Origin of the sequence: Arthrobacter antioxidans, assembly GCF_023100725.1 — a bacterium.
Classification (GTDB): domain Bacteria; phylum Actinomycetota; class Actinomycetes; order Actinomycetales; family Micrococcaceae; genus Arthrobacter_D; species Arthrobacter_D antioxidans.
In genome coordinates this window covers 325432-341442 of the sequence record NZ_CP095501.1, presented here as the reverse complement: position 1 = coordinate 341442, position 16011 = coordinate 325432, and the positions used below count along the sequence as shown (strand labels likewise).

Sequence of the window (16011 nt, the reverse complement as noted above, 5' to 3'; positions counted from 1 at the left end):
GCGTAACGCCGCGGCCGCCCTCCGGGCACGCCGCCGGGGCGGCAGGGCGGACAATGGAGGGTACGCTTCTTCCCGCTGGCGCAGCGGGAAGGGGTGGACCACGCCCCCGGCACCGGGACACCGGCACCATCACCACCGGCAGAAGAGGACACACCGTGTACGAAGGCGCAGTGCAGGAGCTTATCGACGAGCTCGGACGCCTGCCCGGGGTGGGCCCGAAGTCGGCCCAGCGCCTCGCGTTCCACATCCTCGAAGCGGACGGCGAGGACATGCAGCGCCTGGTCACCGCGATCACCACGGTCAAGGAACGCGTGAAGTTCTGCACCGTCTGCGGCAACGTCGCCGAGCAGGAACAGTGCGCCATCTGCCGCGATCCACGCCGGGATGCCACCATGATCTGCGTCGTCGAGGAATCGAAGGACGTGATCGCCGTCGAACGCACGCGCTCGTTCCGCGGCAGGTACCACGTGCTCGGGGGCGCCATCAATCCCATCGCGGGCGTAGGGCCCGACCAGCTGCGCATCCGCGAACTGCTTGCCCGCCTGTCGGACGCGCAGATCCAGGAGATCATCATCGCCACCGATCCGAACCTGGAGGGTGAAGCGACGGCGACCTACCTGGTGCGGATGCTCAAGACCATCGGCATCCCCGTCACGCGCCTCGCGTCGGGCCTCCCGGTCGGCGGCGATCTGGAGTACGCGGACGAGGTGACCCTCGGCCGGGCCTTCGAGGGCCGCCGCGTCATGTCCTGACGCGATCGGCCCCCGGAGGGACCCCTAGGCGATGCGGGTCCCCCGCGCGAGGCGCCGGGCCGGCATCGTCAGCTTCCGGCGGGCGGCCAGGAGGAGTCCTGCCGCCAGGGCCAGCTGGATCCCCAGCCCGAGCGGCCAGATCGGCGTCTCCTGCGGGAGCGGTCGAAGAGCCCGGGTTGCCTCCTCGCACGTCTGATCGGTGTCGGGTCCGGCCTGCGCCGAGCGCACGCCCTGGCTGATCGTCTCCATGACGCCCGGCGTGTAGTACGGTCCGTCGGCGGGACCCAAGGCCCCCGGCGTCTCCGGCTCCGGCAGGTCCTCGACACTGTAGGGCACGGCGTCGGCCACCACCACGAACGGGTTCGCGGCCAGGATCCAGGTGATGTACTGCGTATTGGGCAGCTCCGCCCGGTAGGTCTGCGTGACGCACTCCAGCTCGGCCCCCGGCTCGGGAGCGCCCATGCTGTCGAAGCTGCCCTCCGGGTAGTTGTAGTAGGACGACGTGACCGTCCGCTCCTCCATCACCAGCAGGGTACTCAGCCCGAAGACGATCACCGTGCCGATGGCCAGCAGCGCCACCACCATGTAGGTGCTGACGATGGAGAAGAGGGGCCGGTTGGCGAGCGCCGAGACGCCCACGCCGATCGCGCAGACGACGCCGAGTTCCACCGCGAGCATCAGGAGCGAGACCACCGCCTCCTGGCCGTCGACGCCGCCGAGGGCGAGCGCCCAGAGGATGAAGGGGCTGCTGAGGACGAGGAACGCGAGGGAACCCACCCATGAGGCCAGCCACTTCCCCGCGAGCAGCTGCCCCGGCGTCAGCAGGGTGACCTGGAGGATCGCGAGGGTGCCGCCCGCGCGGTCACCATTGATGGCGTTCGCCGACAGCCCGGGCGAGACGAGGAGTCCGAAGAACAGGACGAAGCCGACGATCAGGTCGAAGAGGATCCCGCCCTCGTTGTCGGTGGCCCCGATCACGCCGAGGGCGAGGACGAAGATGAAGCCGACCACCACGAACCAGGTGCCGAGCATCCAGTACCAGCCCCTGCCCCGGAGTCGCTGCTTCATCTCGAGGGTGAACACGGTGCGGACCGCGGTCCGGAACGGCAGGGAGGTCGACGGACGGACGGGGTGGGGGGTCGAGGGTTCGGTCGCTGTGCTCATCGTCTGTCCGTATCGAGGCTCATGTAGGTTTCTTCGAGCGCACCGCCGGCGGGTGCGAAGGCGGTGACGACGACGTCGGCCATCACCAGGGTGCGCAGCAGCCAGGAGGCCTCCGCGGTGCTGCCGAGCTGGACGAGGAACTCCTCGCGCCGCGAGTCGCGGCGCGTCTCGAAGCGCACGCCGTGGCTCTGCAGGGCAGTGGCGAGCGCGGTCATCGGCTCGGCCTGGATGTAGTAACGGCGGATCTGTCCACCCGCCTCGTCGAGCGTCTGGCTCTTCACCGACTCGCCGCGGCTGACGAAGACGGCGCGGTCGGCGATCTCGTCGAGCTCCGACAGCACATGGCTCGAGACCACGACGGTCTTGCCCTCGGCGGCGAGGGAGCGCAGGAGCGACCGCAGATCCACCCGCGAGCCGGGATCGAGGCCCGACGCCGGCTCGTCCAGGAGCAGGACCTGGGGGTCGTGGATCAGGGCGCGGGCCAGGCTGAGCCGCTGCTGCTGACCGCGGGAGAGGACACGGGCCGGCTGATGGCCGAAGTCGGTGAGCTTCACGGCCGCCAGCAGTTCGTCGGCCCGCCGCGTCCGCACCGCGGGGCCCATCCCGTAGAGCGCGCCGATCGTCGTCAGCACCTCCTGGGCGGTCAGCGACTCCCACGCGCCCAGGGTGTCCGGCATCCAGCCCACCCTGCTCCGCACCTCTTTGGGCTGCGCGACGGGATCGAAGCCCGCCACACGGATGGCGCCGAGATCGGGAGCCAGCAGGCTCGCCATCATCAGCAGCAGGGTCGTCTTGCCGGAGCCGTTGGGACCGATCAGGGCGGTCACTTCCCCGGGCGGAGCCTCGAAATCGATGTCGCGGACGGCCTGCACCGAGCCGAAGCTCCGCGCGACCCCCTCGACGACGATTCCCCCATATTCGTTGGTCATGCTCCGAGATTAGGCGACGCGGGAGCATTTGGACCGGACTGCGGCACGGGAATCGTGAGGCACCCGCAGGTTCTTATTCCGACCCCGACTTTGAGCGGACGATTCCCCCGCCGCTACACTGGCACGGGCGTAGGATCCCGGTCCCCCGCTCCCTCAGGCGCCGACGCTGCCGCCCGTCACAGCAAGCACGGCCGGCTGACGCCGCCGTCCTCCTTCGTCAGTGAGCGAGTGCATGAGCCTCATAGTCCAGAAATTCGGCGGATCGTCGGTGGCCGACGCCGATGGGATCAAGCGCGTCGCACGGCGGGTCGTCGACACCCAGGCTGCGGGCCACCAGGTGGTCGTCGTCGTGTCCGCGATGGGCGACAGCACGGACGAACTGCTGGACCTCGCCGGGCAGGTGAGCCCGACGTCGTCGGACGCCCGCGAGATGGACATGCTCCTGAGCGCAGGCGAACGCATCTCCATGGCCCTCCTGGCGATGGCGATCCACGCGACCGGCGCGTCCGCGCAGTCCTTCACGGGTAGCCAGGCGGGCATGATCACGGACGCCATCCACGGCAAGGCGAGGATCATCGACGTCTCGCCGCACCGCATCCGGACGGCCATCGAGAAGGGCGACGTCGCGATCGTCGCCGGTTTCCAGGGCATGAGCCGTGACAGCAACGACATCACGACCCTCGGCCGCGGCGGATCGGACACCACCGCCGTCGCCCTCGCCGCCGCGCTCGACGCGGACGTCTGCGAGATCTACACGGACGTCGACGGCGTCTACACCGCCGATCCCCGGGTGGTCCCGTCCGCGCAGAAGATCGACACCATCTCGAGCGAGGAGATGCTCGAGATGGCGGCGTCGGGGGCCAAGATCCTGCACCTGCGCTGCGTCGAGTACGCGCGCCGCTTCGGCGTCCCCCTGCACGTCCGATCCTCCTTCAGCCACAACGAGGGCACCTGGGTGCTCCCCAGCCCCGACGACCAGATCAAGATTCAAGAGGGAGAACCCTTGGAACAGCCCATCATCTCCGGCGTCGCGCACGACCGCTCCGAAGCGAAGGTCACCGTGGTCGGCGTGCCCGACATCCCCGGCAAGGCGGCCGAGATCTTCGGGATCGTCGCCGGCGCCAACACGAACATCGACATGATCGTGCAGAACGTCTCCACGCACGGGTCCGGCCGCACGGACATCTCCTTCACCCTCCCGATCGTCGACGGCGCCGAGGCGCTCGCCGCACTCGGCGCCGCGCAGGACCGCGTGGGCTTCGAATCGGTCGACTACAACGAGAAGATCGGCAAGCTCTCGCTCATCGGCGCCGGCATGCGCTCGAATCCCGGCGTCTCCTACCGCTTCTTCCGCGCCCTGTCCGACGCCGGCGTGAACATCGACATGATCTCGACGTCGGAGATCCGCATCTCCGTCGTCACCGGCGCGGAGCTGCTCGACGCCGCGGTGCGCGCGGTGCATGCCGCGTTCGAGCTCGACGGCGAGGCCACTGCCACGGTGTACGCCGGGACGGGCCGCTAGACCTACCGCCCGGGGGCCGCCGCAGGGCGTCCGTCCCACTCCAGGACCGCGCGGAGCGGGAGTGTTCGACCCGTCCCGCTCCCCGACCGCGGGGCGTGGGATGAAGCAGGCCGGCGGACGACGCCGGACATGGAGGAGGCCGGTGGATCAGTGATCCACCGGCCTTCTGCCTGTCATTCGGTGCTTGCTATTCGGTGCTTGTCATTCGGTGCTTGCTATTCGGTGCTTGTCATTCGGTGGGTGCTACTTGTTCCCGGTGGGGGTGATCGCTTCCCGCGGGCCCGTGGGGAGCTTGTCCGCAGGGCTGACGGTGGGCAGCTGGGCCTGGGCCTGCCCCGCACCGTTCACGACGACCGACACGTAGGTCACGGCCGAGGAGCCGGCGTAGGTGACGCGACCCACGTAGGAGCCGGGTTCCAGACCCTTCCAGGCGAGGTTCACCTTCCCCGTGCTGCCGTTCGCCAGGGCGAGCGGGTTCGGCGTCAGCGTCGCATTGTTCTCGTTGCTCTTCAGGATCGCCGCGTCGATGGTGCCGGCGGTCGACCGGTTGTCGGTGCTGGCGTACAGGTTCGCGATGATCTGGTACGTGCCCGGCGCCGGGTTCGGGATCGTGATCGTCTCGCTGGCATCGGCGGTCGCGACCTGCGTGACCGTCTTGTTCGGGTTGACGATGAACATGTCGAAGTCGGCCGCGGGGTCGCTCGACAGGACGGAGAACTTCGCCACCGGGGCCCCCGCGGGAACGGTGACCTCCTTGGTGGTCTCCGCGTTGACCGCGAGTTCGATCGCCGTGGAGTCCGCCTTGGACAGACCGTCGAGCGTCATCTTGATCGGGGTGTTGGTTCCCGAGGTGACGTCGAAGGTGCCGCTGCCGTCAGGACCCGGGGAGGTGAAGGCCACCTCGGTCGGGGCCTTGACGGCCTGCGGGCGGACGGCCACCGGGGAGGTGACGGTCTTGCCCTGGCCGGACCAGGTCAGGGACCCGGCCGCGAACCTGCCGGACGGCGCGCTCTGGTTCTCGAAGGAGACCTTGAAGGTGCGCTTCTCGCCCGCTGCACTGAAGTTCAGGATCTCGGGCGTGACGGTGACCTTCACCCCGGGGACGTTGGCGGTCGCGCGGTACAGGCCGGGGGTGACGGCGGTGACCGTGCGGGTGACCTCGATGCGTCCGGTCAGGTTCCCGAGGGCGAAGGACGGCACGTTGGTGTCCTTCGCGGCGACGGGCTTGACACCCGTGATGCCGAGCTGGGCGCCGGTGCCCTGGATGAAGCCCAGGTAGTCGTTCACGCTCTGGTCGTAGACCAGTCCGGGGCTGAGGACCGTGGCCGGGTTGATGTGGCCGGCGCCCACCGCGAGGACGTCGGTCTCGACGCCGCCGGTGGCGGTCTTCAGCGGGTAGGCGGTGGTCATCATGGCCGACTTCACGGCGGCCGGGGACCAGGCGGGGTTCTTGCCGAGGACCAGCGCGGCGAAGCCCGCGACGTGGGGCGAGGCCATCGAGGTCCCCGAGAGGAACCCGAACTGCGCACCCTTGGACCCGACCGTGGAGACGCCCGCGAGGACGGCGACGCCGGGAGCCGTGATGTCCGGCTTCAGCAGGTCGGAATCAGTGGCCAGCAGCGGGCCGCGGGAGGAGAATCCCGCGATCTGCGGGGTAGGAGGCAGGGGCTTGCCCGTGGTGTCCGTGGGCTGCAGGGCGACGGTGATCGACGGGTTCGCCGCGACCTTCGCCTTGAGCTCGAGGGCTTCGGGAGCGTTGACGTGGACCGTGGGGATCACGTGCTGATCGGTGTCCGTGGAGGAGTCGACGACGTTGACGAGGATCATGCCCACGCCGCCGCCGCGCTTGACCTCGATGCTCTTCGCGGTCCGGTCGACGACGCCGCGGTCGCAGACCACGATCTTGCCGGCGACCTTCGCCGGGTCCAGGGTGTTGGGGCCGCACAGGTTCGGGCTGACCGCACCGGCCGCCGCCGCGTTCGCGGCGAGGACGACCGGGCTGGCGGGGACGCCTGCACGCATGATGGACGCGCCGCGGTACTTGGTGCCGTCCGAGAATTCGGCGGTGCCCTGCAGTTCGTAGTTGAAGGTGCTCGCGGCGACCGTGGTCATCCACGGGGCGCCGTGGTTCACGGTGCTGGCCGTGGGGCCGGAGTTGCCGGCGGAGGCTGCCACGAAGATGCCCGCCGAGGTGGCGGAGAGGAAGGCGAGGGACACGGGGTCCGTCGTCGTGGTCGTGCTGCCCGAGATCGAGTAGTTCAGCACGTCCACGCCGTCGAGGATGGCCTGGTTGATGGCGTCGACCGAGGCGGAGGAGTAGCAGCCGCCCGTGTTGGGGTCCGCGTCCTCCCAGCAGGTCTTGTAGACCGAGATCTTCGCCTCGGGAGCCACACCGGAGGAGACACCGAAGTTCCGGCCGTCCACGGTCTGGGTGATGCCTGCGTTGCCGGCGGCGGTGCTCGCGGTGTGCGTGCCGTGGTTGTCGATGTCCACCGGGGAGAGGACTTCCTCGGGCGCGCGGTTCGCGGCGGGCACGGTCGAGACGAAGGCCTCGGCGAAGTACTGCGCTGCGACGACCTTCGAGTTGCAGAGGCTGCCGTCGAAGTCCTGGCCGACCTCGCAGTCACCGGTGAACGTGCTGCCGTCGGCCTTCAGCATGGCGATCTTGCCGTCGGCAGTGCGGTAGGGCTCGCCGACCTTGGGCTGGGCGTTGCCCTTCAGGGGCTTGACGGGCTTACCGGCGAAGAAGGGGTTGTCGGGGGCATAGCCGGTGTCGATGACGCCGACGACCGTTCCCTTGCCCGCGTTCTTCTCGCCGCCGAACTGCGTCTTCCAGGCCCCCTTGTTGCCGTTGAGGCCGAGGAAGTCGATGGTGGAGTAGTCCGGCGCGTTCTCCACGTCCGGTGCCACCATGAGGACCTTGTCGCTCTTCGCGAGTTCGATGGCCTGGTCGGCGCTGAGGTCCGCGGCGAAGCCGTTGATGGCCGCCGTGTAGGTGCGGTCGATCTCGACGCTCTCCGCGGTGGCGACCTCCTGCTGCTTGGTCTCGAGGAACGCCGAGTACTGCTGGACGTTCGGCGCCTTGGCGTCGAGCTTGCTGCCCGGCTGGGGCTTCGTCGGGGCGATGCCCTGCACGCCGCCCTCGTAGGTGGCGACCGGCTTGTCGGCGAGGACCACGATGTACTTGCCGGCCGGGTACTGCGCCGGGTCGAGGTTCTTGGCGGGCGCCTTCTGCGGCGTCACCGAGGTCGCCGGGACCGGCGCCGCGAAGGCAGCCGGCGCCACGGCCGTTGATGAGACCAGTAGCGGCAGACCCAGAACGATCGCCGCGGCGGCGCGCAGGCTGGTGCGCCCCTGCCCGGCATTTCTCCGTTGTGTCATAGGAAGGTAGTGCCTCTCGTGAAAGTGCGGGCCAGCCGAAGCCGTTCCCCCGATGCCGTGGTCTCCCGTATGGGACCCCACCCCTGTGATAACGCTCACAGACGCCACGGCGAGCACAAACTTACCCGAGGCAACACACCCTGAACAGAGACATTCGGCCGTGTTTCCCAGAATTTACACAGGATGTTTACGAGCGGCCGACCGGGTGATAATGGAACAATGCGCGCCGGCCTCCTGACCCGTCTCCCCCAGGCGGAGTGGCAGGACCGCGAACGGCAGCACCACGAGCGGGTGGCCCGCTTCGCGGAGCCTTACCTGGAGCGGCGATCGCACGGCGCCAGACATCCGGTGGAGGACTTCCTCTTCACCTACTACACCCAGAAACCCGGCCAGCTCATGCGCTGGCACCCGGGCGCCGCCGTCGTCCTGACGGGTCCGGCCGCGCTCGAGCGGGTCGGCTGGAAGTACTACGCCACCGACGACGACGGGGTCCGGGTGGACGCCCGGCGCTTCGCCGCGGAGCGGCGCGAGGCGATCGACTTCGCCCGGCTGATCCTCGCGCGGACCGCGGCCCGGCCCGCACAGTTCGGGTGCTTCGGCCTGCACGAGTGGGCGATGGCGTACCGGTCGGCGGTCAACGGCGTACGCCACGAGTACCTGCAGCTGCGCCTCGGAGCGGACGGCACCGACGGCGTCGTCGACTCCGCGCGCATCCGCTGCACGCACTTCGACGCCTTCCGCTTCTACACCCCGGAAGCGGTGCCCCTCAACGAATACGCGCCCACGCGCCGGACGCAGCGGGACCTCGAGCAACCGGGCTGCCTCCACGCCAACATGGACCTGTACAAGTGGGCATACAAGCTCACGCCGCTGCTGCCCAGCGAGATCGTCATGGACTGCTTCGAACTGTCCTGGCGGATCCGGACCATGGACATGCGGGCCTCACCGTACGACCTCGCGGACTGGGGCTACACGCCCATCGCGATCGAGACGGCCGAGGGCAAGGCGGAGTACGTCCAGCTGCAACGCGGCTTCGCCGAGGAGTCGCAGGCCCTCCGGACGCGGCTCCTCGGTCTTCTCGACGCCGCGCTGGACACTCCCTAGCCGCGCCGGGCGGGACGCCTCTCCGTCGTCCCTCGTTGTGCTACTGCCAGCCGTTACGCTGGGGAGCCAGCCGAAGGGGACGCCATGACCAGCACCGATCCGACGCCGACCGCCGGCCGTGCGCGCACCGCCGCACGGCGCGCCCTGATCCCCCTCGCGGCGCTCACCCTCGCCCTCGCGGCCTGCGATCAGGGCGGGCCGGCACCCGAACCGACCGATCAGGAGACCTCCGTGCAGTCCTCCACCCCCACGCCCGATGACAGCGCGGCGCCCGGTCCAGCGCCCTCCAGCCCGGCGCCTTCCGCTCCCTCCAGCCCGGCGCCTTCCGCTCCCTCCAGCCCGGCGCCCTCCGCTCCACCGGCTTCCACGGCCCCGCCGGCGGCCTCGACGAACGCCCTGCTGACCGTCTCCGTCCAGCAGGACGCCTCCTCGGATCCCGTGCAGTACGTGCTCGAATGCGTCGACGGCGTCTCCGGCCCGGCGTCCACGCATCCCAACGCCGACGCCGCGTGCGCCACCGTCGCGCGCCTCGGGACCGCCTTCTTCACGGCGCGCCCCAACAAGGACGTGGTCTGCACCCAGCAGTACGGCGGACCGCAGACCGGGAGCATCACCGGTGAGATCGACGGGACGTCGGTGGCGGGAGCGTTCGCACTGACGGACGGCTGCCAGATCTCGCGATGGACCAGCGTGCAGGACCTGCTGGGGGCGCCGGGCGGGCAGTAGTGCCCGGTGGACGCTGCACCCCGGAATCGGCCGACCGGCGGTCTCAGCGCAGCACCTCGACGAGGGCGACCCAGGAGAAGAGGATCCCTCCGACGATCGCGAGGACGCAACCCCCAGCGAGCCAGGCGAGCCCTGCCGCGGGCGCGCCGACGAGCAGGAGTGCGGCTCCCACCACGAACGGTCCGAGGGGGAGCGCCCCCGCGACGATCTTCCCGACGCGTTCCGAGGGCTTCCGGCCGCTCTCGGCGGTGATGAGGCGGACGGCGTGCACCTCGAGAGCGAGCACGACCACCAGCGCCACGAGGACCTCGAGTCCGTGGACCCAGCCGGGCTGACCGGGAACGAGTCCGATCGCGCCGACCACGATCGCCAGGGTGAGGGTGCCGATCGAGGCGGCGGCACGGGCCGGGAGTGCCGGCGACGCCACGATCGCGGAAATGTTGACCGACATCGCCACGATCAGCAGGCCGGCGAGTGCCGCCGTCGCCCCGACCATGGCGACATTGAAGTCGGTCCACGCCTCGAGGGACTCCGCCATGACCGGCATCCTACGGGACGGGGCACCGGGCGCGCAGGAGGCGTGCGAAGGCCCGCTAGACTTGGACGGCAAGCTCGCGGAGCGCCGGTATCCACCCGATACGGCGTGAGACGGCACTCCCGGGCGACTGCATTTAATGCTGGAACCCCCAGCACTTGCCGCTCACGCACAGGAGTTGCCGGATGCCCCGGATCGTTGTCGACGTCATGCCCAAGCCCGAGATCCTCGACCCGCAGGGTAAGGCGATCGCCGGAGCGCTCCCCCGGATAGGGCTCACCGGCTTCGCCGGCGTCCGCCAGGGCAAGCGCTTCGAACTGACCGTGGACGGTGATGTCACGGAGGAGATCCTCGAGCAGGCCCGCCACGCCGCCACCACGCTGCTGTCCAACCCGGTCATCGAGGACGTCACCCGCGTGGAGGTCATCGAGGAGGACGGCCAGTGACCGCCTCCCACCTCGAGACCCCGCTCATCGGCGGCCCCCAGCCCGTTGCCGTCGGCGGCGACGCCGGGGCGCTCGACGGCGTGAGGGTCGGCGTCGTCACGTTCCCCGGCTCGCTCGACGACCGCGACGCCGTCCGCGCCGTCCGCCTCGCCGGCGGCAGCGCCGTCCAGCTCTGGCACGGTGACCACGACCTGCAGGGGGTCGACGCCGTCATCATCCCCGGCGGTTTCTCCTACGGCGACTACCTCCGCGCGGGCGCCATCTCCCGCTTCGCGCCGCTCATGGAGCAGATCACGGCCGCGGCCTCCGGCGGGGCGCAGGCCCTCCCCGTGCTCGGGATCTGCAACGGGTTCCAGGTCCTCACCGAGGCACACCTGCTGCCCGGCTCCATGATCAAGAACAACTCCCTGCACTTCATCTGCCGTGACCAGCGACTGCGCGTCGAGAACACGGACACCTTCTGGACCTCGGACTACGCGGACGGCGAGGAGATCGTCATCCCGCTCAAGAACCAGGACGGCCAGTTCGTCGCCGACAACCGCACCCTCGACGAGCTCGAGGGTGAAGGCCGCGTGGTGTTCCGCTACGTCGACGGCAACCCCAACGGCTCGCGCCGCGACATCGCCGGCATCTCGAACATCGCCGGCAACGTCGTCGGGCTCATGCCGCACCCCGAGCACGCGGTCGAAGCCGGTTTCGGCCCGGACTCGTCGGCCCGCGGCGACGTCGGGGTCCGCGGCGGCACCGACGGGCTCGGCATCTTCACCTCGGTACTCAAGAAACTGGTGGGCTAAGTGACTGCAGGAACTACTTCCCGGGCGTTCAACATCGACACCGTCGCGAACGCGGAGGCCACCCCCGGCCAGGCGCTCCCCTGGGCGGAGCTCGGGCTCAAGGAGAACGAGTACCGGCGCGTCGAGGAGATCCTCGGGCGCAGGCCCACCGGCGCCGAGCTCGCCATGTACTCGGTGATGTGGAGCGAGCACTGCTCCTACAAGTCCTCCAAGGTGCACCTGCGGCAGTTCGGCGAGAAGGTCACCGACGCCATGAAGGAGCACCTCCTCGTGGGGATCGGCGAGAACGCCGGCGTGGTGGACATCGGTGACGGCTGGGCCGTGACCTTCAAGGTGGAGAGCCACAACCACCCGTCCTTCGTGGAGCCCTACCAGGGCGCGGCCACCGGTGTGGGCGGGATCGTCCGCGACATCATCTCCATGGGCGCCCGCCCGGTCGCCGTCATGGATCCGCTGCGCTTCGGCGCGATCGACCACCCGGACACCGCGCGCCTCGTGCACGGGATCGTCGCGGGCATCGGCGGCTACGGCAACTCGCTCGGCCTGCCGAACATCGGCGGCGAGGTGGTCTTCGACGCCGTCTACCAGGGCAACCCGCTCGTCAACGCCCTCGCGGTCGGCGTGCTGCGCCATGAGGACATCCGCCTCGCCAATGCGTCCGGCGCCGGCAACAGGGTGGTCCTCTTCGGGGCCCGCACCGGCGGCGACGGCATCGGCGGCGCCTCCGTGCTCGCCTCGGAATCCTTCGACTCCTCGAAGCCGTCCAAACGCCCCGCCGTCCAGGTGGGCGACCCGTTCGCCGAGAAGGTGCTCATCGAGTGCTGCCTCGAGCTGTTCAAGGCGTCCGTGGTCGAGGGCATCCAGGACCTCGGCGCGGCGGGCATCTCCTGTGCGACGTCGGAGCTCGCCTCCAACGGCGACGGCGGCATGCACGTGGAACTCACCAACGTGCTGCTCCGGGACCCCTCGCTCACGCCCGGCGAGATCCTGATGTCGGAGTCGCAGGAACGCATGATGGCGGTCGTGACGCCCGAGAACGTGGAGGCGTTCGAGGCGATCATGGACAAGTGGGCCGTGGAGTACTCCTGGCTCGGCGAGGTCACCGACACCGGTCGGCTCATCATCGAGTGGGACGGCGAGAAGATCGTCGACGTCGACCCCCGCACCGTCGCCCACGAGGGACCCGTCTACGAGCGGCCCTACCACCGGCCCGCGTGGCTCGACGGCGTCCAGGCCGACACCTTCGGCCCCGAGCGGCCCGCCGACCTGCGCGAAGCGGTCCTCGAACTCATGGCCTCCCCCAACATGTGCGCGAAGACCTGGGTGACCGACCAGTTCGACCGCTACGTCCAGGGCAACACGGCCCTCGCCATGCCCGACGACGCCGGCGTGGTCCGGGTCGACGAGGAGACCGGCCTCGGCGTCGCGATCTCCACCGACGCGAACGGACGCTACTCCTACCTGAACCCCTACGAGGGGGCGCGTCTGGCGCTCGCCGAGGCGTACCGGAACGTGGCGACGTCGGGCGCCGAGCCGCTCGCCGTCACCGACTGCCTGAACTTCGGCTCCCCCGAGGACCCCGAGGTGATGTGGCAGTTCGCCGAGACCGTCCGCGGCCTCGCCGACGCCTGCCAGGAGCTCGGCGTGCCCGTGACCGGCGGCAACGTCTCGCTGTACAACCAGACCGGCGGCGTCGCCATCCACCCCACCCCGGTGGTCGGCGTCCTCGGCGTGTTCGACGACGTCGCCCGCCGCACGCCGTCGGGCTGGCATGAGGACGGCCAGGCCATCTACCTGCTGGGCACGACGGCGGACGAGCTGGACGGCTCCGAGTGGGCCAACCTGCGCGGGCACCTCGGCGGGCAGCCTCCGGCGCTGGACCTCGCCGCCGAGAAGACGCTCGCAGCGATCCTCGTCAACTGCTCGCGGGACGGCATGATCGACGGCGCCCACGACCTCTCCGAGGGTGGCCTCGCGGCCGCGCTGAGCGAGATGGCGCTGCGCTTCGGTGTCGGCGCTCGGATCGGCCTCGACGAGTTGTGCGAGCGCGACGGCATCGACGCGTTCACCGCACTGTTCAGCGAGAGCCAGGCCCGCGCCGTCGTCAGCGTCCCCCGCTCCGAGGAGGTCCGCTTCAACGACATGTGCACGGCGCGGAACTTCCCCACCATCCGGATCGGCGTGGTCGATACGGAGAACCAGGCGCTCGACGTGCAGGGCTACTTCACCCTGCCGCTGGACCGGCTGCGCGAGGCCCACGAGGGGACGCTGCCGAAGCACTTCGGCTGAGCAGTCCCGGTCTGCTCACCCGCCGCGGGTTCCCGACCGCGTGGGCGGCGTCACGCCGCCCACGCAGGACGACCTCCGCGCCGTCCAGCTCAGCCGAAATGCGCCTTCGCGATCAGCCCGTGCACCCCGACCGTCCGGTCGACGACCTGCGATACCGCGAAGTCCGCCGCCGCCGAGAGGTAGGCGTAGGCCACTGCGCGGTCCATGCCGCGATCGTGCTGCAGGAAGTCGAGGGCGTTGATGATGGCGCGGCGCATGGCGACGTTCAGGTCGCCCGATACGCCCCCGCCGGCGAGCCCGTCCGGATCGGACAGGCCGATCGGGATCCAGGCGTCCTTCGTCTCGCCGAAGGGGTAGGAGTAGGCGACCGAGGGGGCATCGCCGGAGCCGGGTTTGCACACCGTCAGCCGGAAGGTCCCGCGCAGTGAGCCCTCCATCGCGGTGAGCGCCACCTCGCCGTCGCCCATGCCCATGTGCGGATCGCCGACGTAGAAGAGGGCGCCCGGCGCCTTGACCGGCAGGTAGAAGGTGGACCCCGCGCCGAGGTGGCGGATGTCGATGTTGCCTCCACCGAGCGTCGGCGGGACGGAGTTGGCCTCGGGTGCCGTCAGGCCGTCGGCGTCCGCGAAGGCCACGCCCATCATCCCCATGAAGGGCCGCAGCGGGAACCGGACGGTCATGTCCCCGCTGGTCATCACGCCCTTGCCCTTCTCGATCCGCGTGAACACCGAGACGTTGCCGTAGTCCGACGGGATGCCCGACGCCCGGTTGTCGGTGGCCACCGGCGGCATGATCTCCTCGAGGGTGATCCCGGCCGGTGGCGTGGGACCGGGCTGCACCGCGAGGCCGCCCTTCCCATGCCGGCTGGAGACCACGCCGTAGGGAACCCGGGGGACCGCCTCGAGGGTCTCGATCTTCAGCACGTCACCGGGTTCGGCGCCTTCGACGGCGATGGGCCCGGTGACGATGTGCGGGCCGTCGACGTCGAAGCGCCGCTCCGTCCGACGGTAGCCGGCGGCGATGTCCACGGCGTCGTCCAGGACCGACGACCGGCCGACCCCGAGCGCGCCGAAGTACTCCACCGGGTCGCGTCCCTGGTCCTCGAGGATCCCCTCGTGCGAGAGGGCGTCGATGGTGACCGTCCGGCCGGACCGGATCGTCATGACGGGCGCCGCGTCCACGGTGGGCACATAGCCCCAGAGGACGTCGTCGGGGGTGGAGGAGAGGTAGTGATCGCCGCGGATCCGGCCGCGTCCCGGCTGCAGGATGTCGGCCTGTCCCTTCGTGCCCCCGGGTCCGTGGCCGGGCGCGCCCGGAGCCTTGCCCGGTGCTGCAGGTTCGCGCTCCGTTCCGGGCCCGCCGGCGATCGCGGGCGTCGCTCCTGCGACCGATGCGGCGGAGAGCGCGCCGAGAGCGGCGACCACTCCCATGAAATTCCTCCTGCCCAATCCGTCCGTCAACACCTCGGCAGCTTCCTGCCCCACTACGTCAGCCATGCTGGATTCCCTCCGGGTCGTGGAGCTTCCCAAGCTAGCGGCGGGGCGTTACGCGCCCGTTTCGGATCCGCGACGGCAGGATGTCCGCCGCAGCGGGCGCGGGGACGACGACGGCACGGGGCAGGAGGCTAGGAGCCCGCGAGCGCCCGCGCGGCCTTCACGTACCGCCACAGGACGTACCGCTGGGTCAGCCTGGTCACGGGAGCCGCGAGCCGGTAGACGAGGCTCGCCGGCACGCTGTAGGCGGAGCAGATGAACAGCAGCCGGTTGTCGGCCGTCAGCTCGGCGTAGAATCCCTCCTCGCCCCGCACCGGGTGGCCGGGCAGCGTGCCGTACCCGAACCCGCCGCGCTGGCCCGGGACCGCCCTGCCCGCGCCGTCGAGCTGCGGGGGCCGCGACCAGATGACCCTGCACGGAGCCTTGATCCGCGCGGGGCCCGCCCCGAACCCGGAGACCACGCGGACACCGGGATCGGCCCGCCCGGCGTCGGACTCCATGGTGAGCCCGGCCCCGCGGTGCAGCTCCCACGCCAGGATGCCCTCCGTGAGGGCGATGAAGGCAGCCGAAGGATCCTCGACAGCAATCTCGTGGGACTGCACCACGACGGTGAAGCCGGCGGGCCAGCCGCCCTCGAGGGACTCGGGGAAGGGCCGGTCCGTCGCGCCGCGCTCCTCGTACGTGAACTGTTCCATGCGTGCCTCTTCCCTCGATGCCTCACCGCCTGGACCCCGGCGGAACGGGTCCGGTCCCAACCTAGTGGACCCGAAACGGACCGGCGCGCGCCGATGGACGAGCAGTGGCAGGATGGAGGTCCAGACCGGCCCGGACCCACCTGTGACGTCCGCCCCGCCGATCGACGAACGGGATCGACAC

Annotated in this window: 13 protein-coding genes; 7 read left to right on the top strand and 6 right to left on the bottom strand. The window is 70.3% G+C overall.

Translation table 11 applies throughout. From position 1 onward, the window contains the following. Positions 1-155: 155 nt before the first annotated feature. Positions 156-752: a recombination mediator RecR gene (recR, locus tag MWM45_RS01715; protein ID WP_043443159.1), complete on the top strand. Its 597-nt coding sequence runs from the start codon at positions 156-158 to the stop codon at positions 750-752. Between the two features lie 24 nt (positions 753-776). On the opposite strand, the gene MWM45_RS01710 is transcribed toward recR, so the two are convergent. Beyond that, positions 777-1916, bottom strand: coding sequence for an ABC transporter permease (locus MWM45_RS01710; protein ID WP_247827863.1), 1140 nt, complete (start codon positions 1914-1916; stop codon positions 777-779). Continuing rightward, positions 1913-2845 carry an ABC transporter ATP-binding protein gene (locus MWM45_RS01705; protein ID WP_247827862.1) on the bottom strand — a complete coding sequence of 311 codons (933 nt, stop codon included), beginning with the start codon at positions 2843-2845 and terminating at the stop codon, positions 1913-1915. Before MWM45_RS01705 ends, MWM45_RS01710 begins: the two co-directional genes overlap by 4 nt. 232 nt (positions 2846-3077) lie before the next feature. Between MWM45_RS01705 and MWM45_RS01700 the strand changes: the two genes are divergently transcribed. After that, positions 3078-4367, top strand: coding sequence for an aspartate kinase (locus MWM45_RS01700; protein WP_043443154.1), 1290 nt, complete (start codon positions 3078-3080; stop codon positions 4365-4367). A 243-nt stretch (positions 4368-4610) separates the two neighbouring features. Here the strand turns inward: MWM45_RS01700 and MWM45_RS01695 are convergent, their stop codons facing one another. Next, positions 4611-7748 carry a S8 family peptidase gene (locus MWM45_RS01695; RefSeq protein WP_247827861.1) on the bottom strand — a complete coding sequence of 1046 codons (3138 nt, stop codon included), beginning with the start codon at positions 7746-7748 and terminating at the stop codon, positions 4611-4613. A gap of 219 nt (positions 7749-7967) precedes the next feature. Here MWM45_RS01695 and MWM45_RS01690 point away from each other — a divergent pair, with 219 nt between their 5' ends. Next, a complete protein-coding gene (locus MWM45_RS01690) occupies positions 7968-8852 on the top strand; it encodes a 3-methyladenine DNA glycosylase (RefSeq protein WP_247827860.1) in 885 nt (294 codons plus the stop codon). Between the two features lie 84 nt (positions 8853-8936). Continuing rightward, complete coding sequence (locus tag MWM45_RS01685) at positions 8937-9578, top strand: SSI family serine proteinase inhibitor (RefSeq protein ID WP_247827859.1); 642 nt, start codon at positions 8937-8939, stop codon at positions 9576-9578. 43 nt (positions 9579-9621) lie between these two features. Here MWM45_RS01685 and MWM45_RS01680 read toward each other — a convergent pair whose 3' ends face one another. Next, positions 9622-10116, bottom strand: coding sequence for a hypothetical protein (locus tag MWM45_RS01680; protein ID WP_247827858.1), 495 nt, complete (start codon positions 10114-10116; stop codon positions 9622-9624). Positions 10117-10298: 182 nt separating this feature from the next. Here MWM45_RS01680 and purS point away from each other — a divergent pair, with 182 nt between their 5' ends. The 3 genes from purS to purL are packed head-to-tail and all read left to right on the top strand — an operon-like array spanning position 10299 to position 13642. Further along, positions 10299-10559 (top strand): phosphoribosylformylglycinamidine synthase subunit PurS, encoded by a 261-nt coding sequence (gene purS, locus MWM45_RS01675; RefSeq protein WP_104122380.1) that lies wholly within the window; start codon positions 10299-10301, stop codon positions 10557-10559. Between the two features lie 26 nt (positions 10560-10585). After that, entirely contained in the window at positions 10586-11353 is a 768-nt protein-coding gene (purQ, locus tag MWM45_RS01670; protein WP_247829101.1) for a phosphoribosylformylglycinamidine synthase subunit PurQ, read from the top strand. Beyond that, complete coding sequence (purL, locus tag MWM45_RS01665) at positions 11354-13642, top strand: phosphoribosylformylglycinamidine synthase subunit PurL (protein WP_247827857.1); 2289 nt, start codon at positions 11354-11356, stop codon at positions 13640-13642. A gap of 89 nt (positions 13643-13731) precedes the next feature. On the opposite strand, the gene MWM45_RS01660 is transcribed toward purL, so the two are convergent. Further along, on the bottom strand, positions 13732-15138 hold the full coding sequence (locus MWM45_RS01660) for an acetamidase/formamidase family protein (protein WP_247827856.1): 1407 nt from the start codon (positions 15136-15138) through the stop codon (positions 13732-13734). A 128-nt stretch (positions 15139-15266) separates the two neighbouring features. Next, a complete protein-coding gene (locus MWM45_RS01655; protein ID WP_247827855.1) occupies positions 15267-15830 on the bottom strand; it encodes a DUF1990 family protein in 564 nt (187 codons plus the stop codon). Positions 15831-16011 lie beyond the last annotated feature (181 nt).

What these genes read in the sequence shown, in the direction of transcription:
- MWM45_RS01695 (WP_247827861.1), bottom strand. Translation starts at nt 7,748, where the DNA reads ATGACACAACGGAGAAATGCCGGGCAGGGGCGCACCAGCCTGCGCGCC.
- MWM45_RS01680 (WP_247827858.1), bottom strand. Translation starts at nt 10,116, where the DNA reads ATGGCGGAGTCCCTCGAGGCGTGGACCGACTTCAATGTCGCCATGGTC.
- MWM45_RS01685 (WP_247827859.1), top strand. Translation starts at nt 8,937, where the DNA reads ATGACCAGCACCGATCCGACGCCGACCGCCGGCCGTGCGCGCACCGCC.
- MWM45_RS01690 (WP_247827860.1), top strand. Translation starts at nt 7,968, where the DNA reads ATGCGCGCCGGCCTCCTGACCCGTCTCCCCCAGGCGGAGTGGCAGGAC.
- MWM45_RS01705 (WP_247827862.1), bottom strand. Translation starts at nt 2,845, where the DNA reads ATGACCAACGAATATGGGGGAATCGTCGTCGAGGGGGTCGCGCGGAGC.
- purS (WP_104122380.1), top strand. Translation starts at nt 10,299, where the DNA reads ATGCCCCGGATCGTTGTCGACGTCATGCCCAAGCCCGAGATCCTCGAC.
- MWM45_RS01710 (WP_247827863.1), bottom strand. Translation starts at nt 1,916, where the DNA reads ATGAGCACAGCGACCGAACCCTCGACCCCCCACCCCGTCCGTCCGTCG.
- MWM45_RS01700 (WP_043443154.1), top strand. Translation starts at nt 3,078, where the DNA reads ATGAGCCTCATAGTCCAGAAATTCGGCGGATCGTCGGTGGCCGACGCC.
- MWM45_RS01655 (WP_247827855.1), bottom strand. Translation starts at nt 15,830, where the DNA reads ATGGAACAGTTCACGTACGAGGAGCGCGGCGCGACGGACCGGCCCTTC.
- MWM45_RS01660 (WP_247827856.1), bottom strand. Translation starts at nt 15,138, where the DNA reads ATGGCTGACGTAGTGGGGCAGGAAGCTGCCGAGGTGTTGACGGACGGA.